Annotated in this window: 16 protein-coding genes; 1 reads left to right on the top strand and 15 read right to left on the bottom strand. The window is 33.0% G+C overall.

Translation table 11 applies throughout. The features are described from left to right. Positions 1 to 16 precede the first annotated feature (16 nt). The 15 genes from HLK68_RS11925 to HLK68_RS11855 form a co-directional block, all read right to left on the bottom strand. The gene (locus HLK68_RS11925; RefSeq protein WP_006785606.1) at positions 17 to 1,369 is read right to left on the bottom strand and encodes an extracellular solute-binding protein; all 1,353 of its coding nucleotides are present in this window, start codon (positions 1,367 to 1,369) and stop codon (positions 17 to 19) included. An 84-nt stretch (positions 1,370 to 1,453) separates the two neighbouring features. Beyond that, positions 1,454 to 2,275: a MurR/RpiR family transcriptional regulator gene (locus tag HLK68_RS11920; protein WP_006785605.1), complete on the bottom strand. Its 822-nt coding sequence runs from the start codon at positions 2,273 to 2,275 to the stop codon at positions 1,454 to 1,456. A gap of 305 nt (positions 2,276 to 2,580) precedes the next feature. Then, positions 2,581 to 2,967, bottom strand: a complete 387-nt coding sequence (locus HLK68_RS11915) for a Fur family transcriptional regulator (RefSeq protein ID WP_006785604.1) — start codon at positions 2,965 to 2,967, stop codon at positions 2,581 to 2,583. A gap of 127 nt (positions 2,968 to 3,094) precedes the next feature. After that, positions 3,095 to 3,367: a GIY-YIG nuclease family protein gene (locus tag HLK68_RS11910; RefSeq protein ID WP_006785603.1), complete on the bottom strand. Its 273-nt coding sequence runs from the start codon at positions 3,365 to 3,367 to the stop codon at positions 3,095 to 3,097. A 324-nt stretch (positions 3,368 to 3,691) separates the two neighbouring features. Then, entirely contained in the window at positions 3,692 to 5,287 is a 1,596-nt protein-coding gene (locus HLK68_RS11905; RefSeq protein WP_009606432.1) for a multicopper oxidase family protein, read from the bottom strand. Between the two features lie 689 nt (positions 5,288 to 5,976). Beyond that, complete coding sequence (locus HLK68_RS11900) at positions 5,977 to 6,330, bottom strand: hypothetical protein (RefSeq protein WP_009606426.1); 354 nt, start codon at positions 6,328 to 6,330, stop codon at positions 5,977 to 5,979. Positions 6,331 to 6,845: 515 nt separating this feature from the next. After that, positions 6,846 to 7,109 carry a DUF1294 domain-containing protein gene (locus tag HLK68_RS11895; RefSeq protein WP_009606476.1) on the bottom strand — a complete coding sequence of 88 codons (264 nt, stop codon included), beginning with the start codon at positions 7,107 to 7,109 and terminating at the stop codon, positions 6,846 to 6,848. Continuing rightward, the gene (gene ybaK / locus HLK68_RS11890) at positions 7,103 to 7,597 is read right to left on the bottom strand and encodes a Cys-tRNA(Pro) deacylase (protein WP_006785599.1); all 495 of its coding nucleotides are present in this window, start codon (positions 7,595 to 7,597) and stop codon (positions 7,103 to 7,105) included. Before ybaK ends, HLK68_RS11895 begins: the two co-directional genes overlap by 7 nt. Positions 7,598 to 8,002: 405 nt before the next feature. Next, complete coding sequence (locus HLK68_RS11885; RefSeq protein WP_006785598.1) at positions 8,003 to 8,551, bottom strand: type II toxin-antitoxin system PemK/MazF family toxin; 549 nt, start codon at positions 8,549 to 8,551, stop codon at positions 8,003 to 8,005. Between the two features lies 1 nt (position 8,552). Further along, on the bottom strand, positions 8,553 to 8,762 hold the full coding sequence (locus tag HLK68_RS11880) for a hypothetical protein (RefSeq protein WP_006785597.1): 210 nt from the start codon (positions 8,760 to 8,762) through the stop codon (positions 8,553 to 8,555). Positions 8,763 to 8,895: 133 nt separating this feature from the next. Beyond that, complete coding sequence (locus HLK68_RS11875; protein ID WP_132942635.1) at positions 8,896 to 9,192, bottom strand: hypothetical protein; 297 nt, start codon at positions 9,190 to 9,192, stop codon at positions 8,896 to 8,898. 123 nt (positions 9,193 to 9,315) lie between these two features. Further along, entirely contained in the window at positions 9,316 to 9,549 is a 234-nt protein-coding gene (locus HLK68_RS11870; RefSeq protein ID WP_006785595.1) for a hypothetical protein, read from the bottom strand. 17 nt (positions 9,550 to 9,566) lie between these two features. Beyond that, positions 9,567 to 10,211 carry a hypothetical protein gene (locus HLK68_RS11865; RefSeq protein ID WP_006785594.1) on the bottom strand — a complete coding sequence of 215 codons (645 nt, stop codon included), beginning with the start codon at positions 10,209 to 10,211 and terminating at the stop codon, positions 9,567 to 9,569. Positions 10,212 to 10,526: 315 nt separating this feature from the next. After that, a complete protein-coding gene (locus HLK68_RS11860; RefSeq protein WP_039930733.1) occupies positions 10,527 to 12,245 on the bottom strand; it encodes a glycoside hydrolase family 13 protein in 1,719 nt (572 codons plus the stop codon). 94 nt (positions 12,246 to 12,339) lie between these two features. Continuing rightward, positions 12,340 to 12,738, bottom strand: a complete 399-nt coding sequence (locus HLK68_RS11855; protein WP_006785592.1) for a hypothetical protein — start codon at positions 12,736 to 12,738, stop codon at positions 12,340 to 12,342. A 472-nt stretch (positions 12,739 to 13,210) separates the two neighbouring features. Here HLK68_RS11855 and HLK68_RS11850 point away from each other — a divergent pair, with 472 nt between their 5' ends. After that, on the top strand, positions 13,211 to 14,095 hold the full coding sequence (locus HLK68_RS11850) for a hypothetical protein (protein ID WP_006785591.1): 885 nt from the start codon (positions 13,211 to 13,213) through the stop codon (positions 14,093 to 14,095). Positions 14,096 to 14,146 lie beyond the last annotated feature (51 nt).

The following is a 14,146-nucleotide window of genomic DNA, read 5'->3' as shown; positions in this document are numbered from 1 at the left end:
AGGCTACGTCATTTTTTTATTTTATTGTGGTATTCGCCTGTTCTGCGAAATGATCCAGAGCAGATTGAACATCTCCACCGTTAATTGCGTCTTGAAGAGCTGGGAACCATAAAGTTCTCATTTCATCATATCCACTAATGGTATTGTAGTAAGTCCCGTAATATGACGTCATTAAGGCATTGTACTGTAACTCTGCATCGTCATATAATCCTGTCATTGATTTTCGAGCGGCAAATGTTCCAGTCGCTTTAATATTTTTAACACCCCATTCTTCATCATTAGCCATGAAATCAACAAAACGTTTTGCGGCCTCGATACGTGCACTGTCTCCACTATTAAATACACAAGGACCACCAATTAAGTATTCAAGTGAGGGTTCTCCACTTTCATTTGGATAAGGAACGAATACGACTTCAAAATCCATTTTCTCTTTATTGTTATTTAGTAATCCTGGTGAGAATAAAATGGTGCTTGCTGCACGTCCAGCTACGAATTCGTCAATCGCATCACTTGATGTCATCGCACTACCATTTACTAAATATCCGTTTTTAATCGCATCTACCGTCCACTGTAAGGCTTTAACTCCACCTTCATCATTGATACGGTAAGCTGTTAAATCATCATTTGTAATCCATGAGTTATAAAGATTAGAAATGAAGGCACGAGTTCCTTGATCCCCCGCTGAACTTTTTGCATAGAAAATCGCTGGAATTTTTCCAGCATCTTTTAATGCTGATAATAATGTTTCATACTCTGCAACCGTCCAGGCACGTGTTTCATTATCTAATGGTAACAACTCAAGTAACCCAAGTTCTTCAAGCATCGTTTTATTAAATGCCATCATAAAAGGTGATGTATTAATTGGATACATATAATAATTATCATCTTGACCTTGTACAGCATCTAAAAGCATTGGATCTAAATCATTTTTAAACTCCTCTGTAAACATGTCATTTAATGGGGCTAAAACACCGTTATTTCCCCAAGTAATAATACGACCTGGTGCATCATAGACAACATCTGGTGCAGTATTGGTTTCAATCGCTGTATTAATTTTCGCTGGTCCATCATTAAATGAAATGATTTCTAAATTGACTTTAATGTCTGGATTTTTAGCTTCAAAAGCTGCAATCATTTCTTCTTCGTATTTTCCTACGGTGTCATCAATGGTTGCAAAGTTTGGAAAATTCCAAAACGTAATGGTTGTTACCTCATTTTTAGGTGTTTCGGTCGAGGTTTCTGGTTTTGTACTCTCGGTTGAGGTATTTGATGTATCTGTCGTTGGTTGTTCAAGTTTTGGTGCACAAGCAACGGTTAGCGTCCCAAGCGCTAATAACGTTACCATCGATAAAAATCGTTTCTTTAACATGACTATTCCCCCTATAGGTATCTATTGTTAAACACAACGATAATAAGTTATCGCTGGACTAACCTAATTTAAGTAATCAACCCACTAATTTAATTTATTTGCCACTGCGCCTGCCGTTAAGTTTTTCATTTCTTCTGAGACTTTTGCATTATTTATCATATATCCGATGCACAATAGTTCAATCATAAATAACTGTGACATTTTCGCGGATAACGATCCACCTTCTAACGGATTTTCTTTTCCTGAAGTAAGTAAGACAACATCTGCATATTTAGTAATGGGAGATTTAATATAGCTTGTAATTGCAATAATTTTACAGCCTCTTTCCTTTGCAATTTTGACAGAGTCTAATAAATCGATTGTACTACCTGTTATCGTAATAGCAATGACAACATCTTCTTGGCTTAAGGTTGCACTATTAATGGCCTGAAAATGTGAGTCTGTAATAGCCTCGATATGTTTCCCAACCCTTAAAAATTTGCTACTGGCTTCCCGAGCACTAAGCCCTGAAGATCCAACACCATATACATAAACATTGTTCGTCTGTTCGATGAGAGCACATCCATGTTTAATTTCCAGATCATCCAATAAATGTTTAGTATTCTCTAATGATTTAATCATCATTTCGTAGAGTTTATCAATATATGATAGTTCGTGATTTTCAATGGAATTTAAAGCAGGTTCTTTTGCCATAGCTAACTTAAAATCTTGATACCCTTTGTAACCTATCTTACGACAGAAGCGTAGAATGGTTGCCTCTCCGACCCCGATTAACTCCGCTAATTCCGTAATCGATAGATACATCACAGATTCTCGATGTGAATTGATGTAGTGACATATTTTGATTTCAGATTTTGTAAATCCACTTGAATGTGTTTGCATGATACTGGTTATCTTACTACTCAATTCAATCCCCTCCCCTAATGTTAACGGTTACAAAGTTAGCGATAAAAGAATCAAATGCTAATCTTTTACTCGTCCATTATGATCAACATTTGATTTCCATTTAAACGCGTTTTAATTTGAAATTACGTTTCACAATTACAATATACCTTGAAAAATATCTTCACTCAAGCGTTAGATTTAAATCTATAAAAAGAGCTAAAAAAAATCCATATCTTAGTTGAATTTATCCATTTTTGATATGACTGGTTATCATTTTCTATCCAAAAACAAAAAAATTCGTCACGAGTCTGACGAATTTTTTATCCTTAATTAACTTTATGTCCCTTACATTTACTACAAATTCCTTTAAATGACATATCAAATGATTGAACTTGAACATTTTCCTGGTTTTCTACTACCTTTGCCACATCAAATAATTCATCAATAAAAATATCTTGAATATCGCCACACTCTAAACATAAAAAGTGAAAGTGATCTTGTAGCGTTCCATCAAAACGATCCGGATACCCTGCGATACTTACCTTTTGAATCATATTATGCTCAGCTAATTGAGAAAGATTACGATAAACCGTTCCAAGACTTAAATTTGGATTATCTTTTTTTAACATTTCATAAATGGCATCTGCCGTTAAATGCATAGGATTTTCTTTAATACAATTAAAGATCATTTCTCGCTGTTTTGAATACTTCATAATTATCACCTAACTTTATCATCTATTTTAGATACTTATAACTTATATTTGTGAATTAAACAAATCTATCCAATATTTATAATAGTAATGATTATTAGTTATAGTATAAATAAAAAGATGACGCTTGTCAATATGAATTTATTGACTCCTTTTCCATATACTCTTTGATTAATTCTAATTTTTCTTCACGTTTTAACCTTTTAATTTCACTTTCCCTTTTACACGCCTCAGATCGAGAATTAAAGTTTTCGATATATCTTAGCTCTACTGGACGTCGACTTCGAGTGTATTTTGCGCCTGCTTTTGTATGATTATGTTCATGTAATCTTTTAAAGACATCTTTTGCATACCCCGTATATAAAGTTTGATCAGAACATTCTACAATATAGACATAATGCATAAAAACTCCCCTACCTTTTGAATTACCTTCATTCATTTTACTCAATCCTATATAACTTCACAATAAAAAAATATCCTAATGACATTGAGATCGTCCTATCATAATCTCTTAAGGTTTAAAATTTAAATTGGCTTTATATGCCTAAGTGATGAGTCCCTAATTTCTCATCAATAGTAGTAGAGAAAAAAAATGAGTGAAATCATTTCGGACTTCAGTCGATCATTTGCTTGTTTTCTTATTCTCTTTAAACCATTAGTTTTGAATTTATCTTTTAGTAAATCATCGTTAAATGAATCAATAGGACAAATCATGTGAACCCCTACGTTATACTATAGGATTTTCTCTACTGGGTAAGCTCCCTTCAATAACACGTAAAGGTCTCATCATATCGTGATCTTCATGTTCTAACAAATGACAATGCCAGACGTATTCACCCGTAAATCCAGTAAAATGCATCGCAACACTTGTAATGGTTCCAGAAGGTACTTCAACCGTATCTTTAAATCCTTGTTCATACGAGTGAATTGGAAGTTCTTCTCCTGTTTCAATCGACGTTCTAGATAATATTTGAAATTGAACTAAGTGGATATGAATCGGATGTGTAACTGGTGTTGGATTAATTATATTCCAAACTTCTATTGTGTCACTTTTAACAATCTCAGTCGTTGGTTCATGCCACATTCGATTATTTAAAACAAGTATCAGTCTCCCATCCGGATCAAGCATCAAATTTCCATTTGAATCAGTCTTCGCTCCAAGTCTTAAAGTTCGAGTAGTAACAGCATCTGTTACAGTTAAATGGTCATAAGGATTAAGTCTCGTTGGAATCTCACTAGTATCGGGTTTTGAACGTTTAGAGGAAACTTTAAATTGCATAATAACGGCCGTATTGGAATCTACGTCATCTCCGTTATTTTTTAAAATAATCGTTTTACCTTTATAGTCTGAAAAATCTACAATGGTATCGATTCTTTCAGCAGGGAAAATTTTAAAAGATTTGATTTCATTCGTTTCTTTTATAAATCCTCCATCAGTTCCTATTTGATAAAAAGAGGCATCATTAGAAAAGCTTAAATCATAATTTCTTTCATTAGATGCATTCAGAAATCTCAAACGATATTTACGAGGCTCTACTTCTAAACATGGCCAAATCTTTCCATTAACTACAATAGTATTACCTAAAAATCCAGTAATGGGAGCAGGTGGATCTGGATTAATCAATGGTTCAGGATATAACAATGATCCATCTGGATTAAACGATTTATCTTGGATGATAATTGGAATTTCAAACGCACCTTTCGGTAAATTTAACCTTTCTTCTAATTCATCTCTAATCAGATATAATCCTGCCAAGCCAGCATATACATTTAATCTCGTACTTCCCATGGCATGATCATGATACCACAACATTGTAGAAGGTTGATGATTGGTATATTGATATACCCTCTTAGTGAAGTGTGGTCCTCTAAGCGCATAATCTTGAGTAAACCAGGCTTCCGGATGGCCATCACTTTCAGGCTCTACATGAGCACCATGAACATGAACAACTGTTTTAACTTCAGGTGTATCTATGGTCCCATGAAGCATGTAATCATAGGGAAGGATATGTTTTTCAGGCAATTTATTTTCCCAGCGTATATAAGTTATTCTATCTTTAAATGCCTCGATGGTTGGACCCGGATATTTTCCATTATATCCCCAAACTTTCGTTTTAGGAAAATAGGAATGGAAGGTATGAAACGCTTCCTTCATAGTGATACGGTATGCATCATATGTTTCAGTACAAATTTCACGTGCTGCTTTTTTGGGAATAGGGAGTCGATCAATATATTTTGGGATACTATCAGGATTTGAGGGATCAATATAAGGTGGTTTACATTTTAAATTCGTTGACCGTTTATCGATGTGATTTTCGTTCACGTTTAAGCACTTCCTCTTATGGAATCTCGTATAATATAAAATATGAATTTCTCTTCATTTTGCGTTAGTGTGATCTCCTTATTTCAAAAAAACAATGCATCTAAAAAAATAAATTCATCCCATTCTCCTTCAAAAATAAACCTCATTTCTACTCTCTCTAAATAGAGACCTTTTTACCAAGCAGTTGAGAGAGAATAGTTTTTACAAGCAAAACAATAGGGAACCTGCATGTTTAGAATGAGTCACAGTTATAAAACTTTTAGTCCGACGGTATCTTATCATTCAGGGGTTAACCCATTAAAAAGAGAATAAAAACTTGTGAGGCTCCCTGCTCTGATCTAGAGAAAATAAAACTTTGCCACCATAAAAAAGCTATCAGAACTCATTTCCTGCGTTCTGATTCTTATTAAATGAGAATGAAAAACAGATGATTAATCTAAAACTTTCACTGAGTAGATTAAAAGATCTCTGCTTTATAAGAATGCTGATCTACAATTAAAATTAAAAATTTATCCATACTAACTAATCGTATCAATGATTTTTTATCATCTATACTTATTTAAAATACAGTAAAAAAAGAACCCCATCATAACAGCCTTCAAATCAATCTGTTTTTAATGACGTTCTTCTGTAAAAATTTTTAAAGGTATGACACGTAGAAAACTAACGTTTAATTTTAAAAAAATCCCTCATAATAATCGATTCAAATCAATAATATACTCGATTAAAGATTCATTCATTGGTACTACATCATCAATCTTTAATCGGTAATCCTCATACTCCTCTACAGGACCCTTCACATTTCCAATTAAAAAGTGGTATTCATCTTTTGGGGAATTCAAAATATACAGCAATTGAATATAAGTTCCATGATGATTCCATCCTTTGGCAAGCACACCATACTCTAACTGCCGCCCCTTATAAATTATGGTTCCTACTTCAACCGATTTAATTTGCGAGAGATGTTCCCAATAATCAATCAACAATTTAACACGAACATATCCATAACGCTGATTTTTTATTTGATTTAACTCTTTTAACATACCTCTCTCTCCTTATCCTCTCATTTATTAAATCATATGTTTAAACTCCTCTTTTCATGATGAAACAAAGAAAAAAGTCGACTTTACAACTCAAAACAAAATCGATGTAATCTTTAATGAAGTCAGTTCATCATCAAATTTAAGAAAAAAAGAAATAAACAGATTTATTTCTTTTTTCTTAAATCCACCCATTATTAAACTATAGCTTAAAAAAAGACTAGGTAAAAAAGCCCTAGTCTGCTACTTATTTCTTCCTAAAATCATTGATGGGATCATTCTCTATCAAATGCTTGACACTTGCTTGATGAAACACATCCAACTGCTGACTACACAGACAGCCTTATCGGGTCTCTAACAAGAGTTCGACACACGTTTCATCTCATAGGTTTCTTTAGAGACACATTGAAAGACCACGCCTTCTAAAAAAATACAGTACTTATATTTAATGATGTATGAAATGAATTATGTCCTTCTACTTTTTAAAAAATGAAAGTAAATTTTCATCAAAAACTTTTTTAAAACCACCCTTTCGTATACAGTACAAACAAGATGACACTTTCAATGATCATTAATAGTGGAATAAATACTCTGAAATTTACATGTTTGGTCTTATGGTGAAATTGATTCATGCCTAACCACATTCCATAAGCCCCAAAGCAAGCGGCACTCAAGAATAAAGTTTTCTCGCTGATTCGCCACTCTCCTTTGATTGCTTTTTGTTTATCGACATACATTAATGTAAAGCTGATGAGATTAAGAATAATTAATAAAATTAACACATGATGTCTCCCTTCTCTATCGTGACCTTTTCAAAACGAAGCGTAATCACTTTTTCTAAGTCTTTTGGATTTAATTTCATTTGTAATCCAATTTTCCCACCACTCACAATAAAATAGTCTAACTGTTGTGCAGTGACATCAATCACAGTCGGGTAAACTTTTTTCATCCCTACCGGTGAACATCCCCCTCGAATATAGCCCGTTAATCCGTTAATTTCACTGACTGCTATCATCTCAAGTTTTTTTTCCGCCACAACTTTTGCCGCTTTTTTTAAATCCAGTTCAGTGGCTACAGGAATCACAAAAACATAAATATTTTTACTATTCCCTCTCGTCACCAACGTTTTATAAACAACTTCTACTGGATAGTTAATTTTAGTCGCTACCGTTATTCCATCGAGTTGATCATCGACCTCATAAGTTAACAATTCATACGAAATCTTTTTTTGATCAAGTAAACGGATTGCATTTGTTTTCACTTTTGACACGTTACTCAACTCCTATTTCTTAAAATAACTTTATTATACCTGAAAATCGAAGAAGTGCATGAGATTTCTCTGTGATTAAATTAATTTTATGATTATTTTAATCCGTCTAAATAGAAATCATCATAGGTTTGCCTAGAAGTTGACAATTGCTTTGAACGCAAAACATCAGAACATCTACAGTCCTTGAATCAGTCTCAATTCATAAAACTTTTTAGGATGAATCCTCTAAAGGAATCATCTCACCAAAGGGGGAGTAAAATCGTCCGAATACTCCCCTACTCTTAAAAAAGTCACCATCTCTAGTAGGGAAAAGTCAAAGTTTTCAATTATGCAAACTTGATTTGAACCCCTAGATACAAAAAGTAGAAGGCTTTCACCCTCTACTTTTCCTCATTCTTCCCTATGTTATCTAATCTTTTTCACATCAAAACACTCTGCAAAGCGCATCATTAACTCATCCATGTCAATTTCTTTTTCATCAATTTTGAGATGACCTTCTACATAAAAGAGCGTATTTTTATAAACTCTTTTTGGATCATTAACCGTAATGTAACAATCATTTCCTAAATAATAAAATTGATCTAAATCATTACGTTCAATTAATCGTTTAAAGATAGGTTTTTTTTTATGATCTTCAGAGAGTGTCGCAATGGGTAATATGACAACAAATGGGTATTTTTCATTATGATTGTACTGATCTTTTTGAATCACAATACATGGTCTTAACTTGATTCCTGTTACAATTTCAAGGCTTTCTGATCGTCGTTTCCCTGTTTGGGGTTCAGATTTCCCTTGAAAGCCATCCTCTTTCTCGATAATTCGATACATTTTTGAATGTTGTTCATCTTTTTCGATGAATCTAAATGGTCTTCCTTGTGTATAAGGCAATGCAACATAAAAGATTTTTCCTCTTGAAATATCTTTACTATTGACTAACCGTGGAAGTTCACTCATTTTACTCTTCTTTCTTTACAGCATCTTCGAATTCTTTAACACCGGAACGATTTTCTTCTAAATCAATGATGTCATAAAGATTTTCTTCAAAGAAAGCCGCAACATCAAACTGTTGAAGAGGCGTTTTTTTTGTATTTCTGACACTAGAGGATGTTTTTGTTTCTTTTTGAAGCATGCCTTTATTCCAACCATCTTTACCTCGATTAAGCATTTTCCCTCACCTCGAATTAGAGATATCAAATCACAAGTTCTTATCCTACTTTAACTTTTACTACAATCTCTGCTCTACTGTATCTTATTCACAAATGATGGAAACATATATGCTTTCGCCTAAAGTTTAAAGACTAAAAGCTATCATTCTTTTCTTGACCCTCATTTTTAAGTTCTTTTAAAGTATCCTCTATTTGATTTAGCATTTCATGTTCTTTTTTATCATCTCCAAACCATTTATTAGTCGTGGTTGGATTATTGATAATCCCGAAGACTAATAGGAGCAATAAAATAATGTTGACAATCAAATCATAATGAGGGAATATCGGAATCTCGAATGTTTGTAAAACAAGAACAACTAATGAAAAGATAGAAATCCAAAAACCGTAATTATGAATTCTTAACTTTAAAAACTCTAACCATTGCTTCATTATGGACGATACGACCTTTCTTTTGGGCCTCGGATTTTTTAATCCTACTATAAATTATGAAATTCAAAAAAACGAGCACGTTGTTTTGTCCTTGTCGTATAAAAAAACCTCAATCCCATCCAGTCATTGAGGTCTTTTTATAATCAGCCACCCACTAATTAAACATAAAATGAATGTTAAACTTGCCAACAGTTGGCGCAAGAGCATCGAATCGAGTTGCTGTAAAAATAACTTACAACCTATCACCAAAACACCCGTGATTAAAATCATTGTTGTTTTGAGTGACTTAGTTTGAATTACTTTCATTAATAAATACAATAAGATGAATCCAAATAAAAGGAGTTGTAGCCAATCCATTCTCTTCCTTCTCTTTCTTATTCAGACAATAATTGATTAATGACATCCACCGCCATTTCCTTATTGAGTGAATTATTAATTAAAGCCAATACTTTTCCATTCGTGTCATAATTAATACGATTTAAAAGTTGGCTTCCAGCCATTTTAATACCATAAACTAAATCAGTTTGTTCATCTTTGATTAGTTGTGTTTCCTCAACTAAATTCCAATCAATCCCTGATATTTCATTTAAAGCTTCAAACATCTTCTCCTCTGCATAAAAGCCAAAATCACTCTCCCCCATAATGACTAAATCTAATTCTTGAGCTGCGATTTGTGAGATCATCTTTTGTTGATATAAATCGGTCATCTCATCAAATGATGTCTCCACTTCATTCAACCCATAAAATTGAACCAATACTTTTTCTTTCTTTGTTGCTTCTGGCGCCACTAATTGTGTTAAATCTTGTTGAATTTCTTCGATTTGCACGCCCGACTCTGCTTCTCCAAACAAAGTCAGTGAAAAAATAATTTTATCTTTTGTCATGACATCGTAAATTAAACTTCCGACTAATACCACTGCAAATAACCCCATCATCATGTGGCTTTTATAGTAATACCAAATATAATCTTTTTTTTCTTTTCGCGTCATTGTTTTTAAGTCTACTTTTTTTTCAGCCATTTTCCATTTCCCCTTTTTACCAAACCTCTCTATTATTCTAACAAAAATTCGCTTAAATTTCGAGTTAATTGAAAGTGTTTTCGTTTTTTATACAATTATCACATATTTAAAAAAATAAATACACAGTCCTCTAAGTCCCGTTTTCTATCGTATTCCCTGCCAATGATTGGCTGATCACTTCTCAACTTTTTGATTCAGTAAGATTGAATAGTAATGAGAGCTTTAATCTTGTTTGATGCGTGATTAGGATATCTTATGCATTGAAAAAAGCTACTTACTTGATCTTAAGAAAAGATAAAGTAAGTAGCACTTTGATTACTCTAATTCAAACACAATTGATTCAAAGGGTCTTAACATTAAGCAATCTAATGAAAGAGATGAATCTTCATAGTTAGATAAGATGATTTGTTTTGCCCTTAATTGCTTTAAACAAGCGATTGCTGGTTTTGCAAAAAAATTTGAGACAATTAATAATTTTTGATGATCTAGTGTTCGTGTATAGGCATAAACATTTGGATGATTTTCACTTAAAAGTTCATAATCTCCATAAACAATGACATCTTTATACTCACTATGTCGGCGCAAATGAATCAATTTTTTATAGTGATTAAAAATAGAATCCTCATCGTTTAATTGTGCCTCAACATTTATTGTAGCATAATTTGAGTTGACTTTAATCCAAGGTTCTCCACTTGTAAACCCAGCATTTTCGCTTGAATTCCATTGCATTGGTGTTCTAGCATTATCGCGTGAAGTAACCCCAATATATCGACGAATGAGATCTTCTGGATAACCGTCTTGCAACAAACGGTTAATTTTTTCAATCGTTGAGACATCACGATAGTCTTCAAAGTTAGTATAGTTGGCATTAGTCATCCCAATTTCTTCACCATTGTATAAAAATGGTGTTCCCCACATCATCAATAAAGAGGTCGCTAACATTTTACCTGATTCTTTATGATAATGAGTCGGATCTCCATATTGTGACATGACACGTGGATGATCATGGTTTAGCCAATATAATGGATTCCATGCTTTTGAATAAAGACCGGTTTGCCATTTTTTAAAGACTTTTTTCAATTCAACTAAGTCCGTATTCCCATTCCACTTTTCATCTAAAGAATCAAACCCACTATTCAACCAACAATGATCAAACGTGAATACCATGTTTAATTCATTTGAATCTTCACCTGCATATTTTAACGCTTCTAGGACATCGGCCCCTCCGCCAACTTCTCCTACCGTAAAAATATCATATTTAGATAAGACCTCACGGTTTAATTCTTTTAAATAATCATGAACTTTTGGAAGATTTGAAAATTTAGACCAATCTTCAACATACTTTCCATTTCCTTTAAGGGTTGAATCAGTAAACGTAAAATCGCGGTCAATGTGGGCAACAGCATCGACACGGAATCCGTCAATCCCAAGATCTAACCACCATTTCACCATTTCAAACAGTTTTTTTCGCATATTTTCATTCGCCCAATTTAAATCCGGCATTTTCTTAGAGAAAATATGCATAAAATATTCGCCTGTTTGTTCATCTTTTTCCCAACATGATGGAGTGAAAAATGAAGCCCAATTTGTCGGCTCAATCTCTTCTCCCGCTTCATTTATCTTTCCTTTTTGCCAAATATAATAATCGCGATAAGGATTATCTGTTGATTGTCTTGCTTCAATAAACCAAGGGTGCTCATCACTTGTATGGTTAAGCACTAAGTCCATCACGATTTTTATCTCACGTTTTTTAGCTTCAGACAATAATGTTTTAAAATCTTCCATTGTTCCAAATTCTTTTGCAATATCATAGTAATCTGAAACATCATATCCATTATCATCCATTGGTGATTTATAAATTGGACAAAGCCAAAGTAAATTAACTCCAAGTTCATTTAAATAATCTAACTTACTTGTGATTCCATTAATATCTCCAATTCCGTCCCCATTTGAATCACAAAAACTTTTTGGGTAGATTTGATATCCAACGGCTTCCTTCCACCATTTACGATCTAATTTTGTCACAAACGTCATTCCCCTCTTAATTGAATCGTTTCTACGTTGCTATTTTACCATATAATTACTTTTTAATAAGCAATTGCTTATCCGTAAACGATTACAGTTTTCATCATTTTCTTGTCAATTTAGGCAGTAAATATCGTTTAACTTTCACTTTTGGTGTCGCCATCACGATTCCTTTTTCATTGATACAAACACGTAATTGTTTTTCTCCTGTATAAATTCCAATTCCAATCATTAACAGATTTAATAGAGTTGCAAAACCATAATTTAAGACATTCATAAAAAAGAAGATGACATTTAATAAAATCATGATGGTGGTGACTGATTTAATTGCTTGTGCCATTATTTGATTTCCAACTTCCCACCCTTGTCTGCTCTTTTTAATCCGCTTGTTTGGATACCCCTTCGATGTATTTGGATAATTAGAATGATGTTTCTCACAATAATGTGCGTAGATAAACCCACAAACCGGTAACAACTCTAAGACAAGATAATAATTTCTCATGACAATCCCCCTTATGATAACGTTTTATACACCTATCATATCATGATATATTATTATATTTGTCAAAAAATGCAATCCATTTGAATTTCAATTCTTTTAGTAAATCCCCCCCCACCTACCTTTACTTATAGCTCTTTATTTTTAGTTAACACATATAATAAGGATACTTTTTATTAATTCATAAAATCTACCTCTGATGAGTCAGATTTTTTCGTACTCACTTTATGACTGATTTACGTTTTACATGATATTTCTAAATTATTAACAAAGAAAAACGATTATAATACAATAAATACCATATTTATTTAATAATTTTTAGTTTTTTTACTATAAAATGGATATAATATTCATAAAAAAAATAATTTCGACTCATATTGTTCAAAAAAACACAAAAAAAGACTTGTGTAATTTTTTATATATTGCTAGAATATACCTTGTATTTCAGAAACATAACCTATAGGGGGTAAAAGACATGTTAAAAGGTAAACTTTTAATCGCATTAGCATCAGCAGTATTATTCTTAGGAGCTTGTTCAAATGAAGCACCAGTACAAACAATTCCAGAAACTCCAGCAGTTGAAGAAACAACAACTGAAACTCCAGCAGTTGAAGAAACAACTGAAGAGGCAGAAGTAGAAGCTCAAAAAGTTGAGACGTATACGTTAGAAGCTTTATACGATACAACTGGAGAAAAAACTGATGTTGTAACAGTATCAATGACTTATGAAAATGGACAACCAACTTCAGTAAACATCGATGTTATTTTAGAAGATGGAACATTAAAAAGCGAATTAGCTGCTTCTGGTGAATATGTAATGAGCCAAGAAGAAGGAGCTTTACAATGGCATGAGCAAATCGATGCTGTAGAAGCATTCTTAGCTGAAAATAACTTTGATGTAACTGCAATCAACTTAACTGATGAAGATGGACACACTGATTCTATTACAGGTGTATCATTCAAAGCTGGTCGTTACTTAGAATTAGTTCAAGAATTAATGACGAGCATTGAAAACAATGAATTTACAGGTGTAAAAACTGTTGAATTCAAAGGTGAAGAAGGATCAGATGTAGTAGCAGTAACTTTCGAAAACGGAAATCCTGTTGACTTAACTGTTGATGTAATCCAAGCAGATGGATCTTCTAAACGTGAAGCTTCTGAAGCTGGAACTTATGTAATGGGTGGAGAATTACAATTCCATGAGCAAATGGATTTATTACAAGAATTCATCGTTGCTAATAACTTCGATTTATCAAAAGTAACATTATCTGATGAAGATGGACACACTGATGCTGTAACTGGAGTATCAATCAAAGTTGGTTCTTACCTTCCAGAAATCGAAGAAGCATTAGCAAAATAATGATATAAAAAAAGGAGCTGAGATTACTCACTCCTTTTTTCTTTTGAAATT

The sequence above is a fragment of the Turicibacter sanguinis genome (assembly GCF_013046825.1).
Lineage (GTDB): Bacteria > Bacillota_I > Bacilli_A > MOL361 > Turicibacteraceae > Turicibacter > Turicibacter sanguinis.
This window is presented reverse-complemented; position numbering and strand designations above follow the sequence as displayed.

Coding starts and splice junctions, on each gene's coding strand:
- HLK68_RS11925 (WP_006785606.1), bottom strand. CDS start 1,369: ATGTTAAAGAAACGATTTTTATCGATGGTAACGTTATTAGCGCTTGGG.
- HLK68_RS11915 (WP_006785604.1), bottom strand. CDS start 2,967: ATGAAGTATTCAAAACAGCGAGAAATGATCTTTAATTGTATTAAAGAA.
- HLK68_RS11910 (WP_006785603.1), bottom strand. CDS start 3,367: ATGCATTATGTCTATATTGTAGAATGTTCTGATCAAACTTTATATACG.
- HLK68_RS11900 (WP_009606426.1), bottom strand. CDS start 6,330: ATGTTAAAAGAGTTAAATCAAATAAAAAATCAGCGTTATGGATATGTT.
- HLK68_RS11885 (WP_006785598.1), bottom strand. CDS start 8,551: ATGAGTGAACTTCCACGGTTAGTCAATAGTAAAGATATTTCAAGAGGA.
- HLK68_RS11880 (WP_006785597.1), bottom strand. CDS start 8,762: ATGCTTAATCGAGGTAAAGATGGTTGGAATAAAGGCATGCTTCAAAAA.
- HLK68_RS11875 (WP_132942635.1), bottom strand. CDS start 9,192: ATGAAGCAATGGTTAGAGTTTTTAAAGTTAAGAATTCATAATTACGGT.
- HLK68_RS11870 (WP_006785595.1), bottom strand. CDS start 9,549: ATGGATTGGCTACAACTCCTTTTATTTGGATTCATCTTATTGTATTTA.
- HLK68_RS11865 (WP_006785594.1), bottom strand. CDS start 10,211: ATGGCTGAAAAAAAAGTAGACTTAAAAACAATGACGCGAAAAGAAAAA.
- HLK68_RS11860 (WP_039930733.1), bottom strand. CDS start 12,245: ATGACGTTTGTGACAAAATTAGATCGTAAATGGTGGAAGGAAGCCGTT.
- HLK68_RS11855 (WP_006785592.1), bottom strand. CDS start 12,738: ATGAGAAATTATTATCTTGTCTTAGAGTTGTTACCGGTTTGTGGGTTT.
- HLK68_RS11850 (WP_006785591.1), top strand. CDS start 13,211: ATGTTAAAAGGTAAACTTTTAATCGCATTAGCATCAGCAGTATTATTC.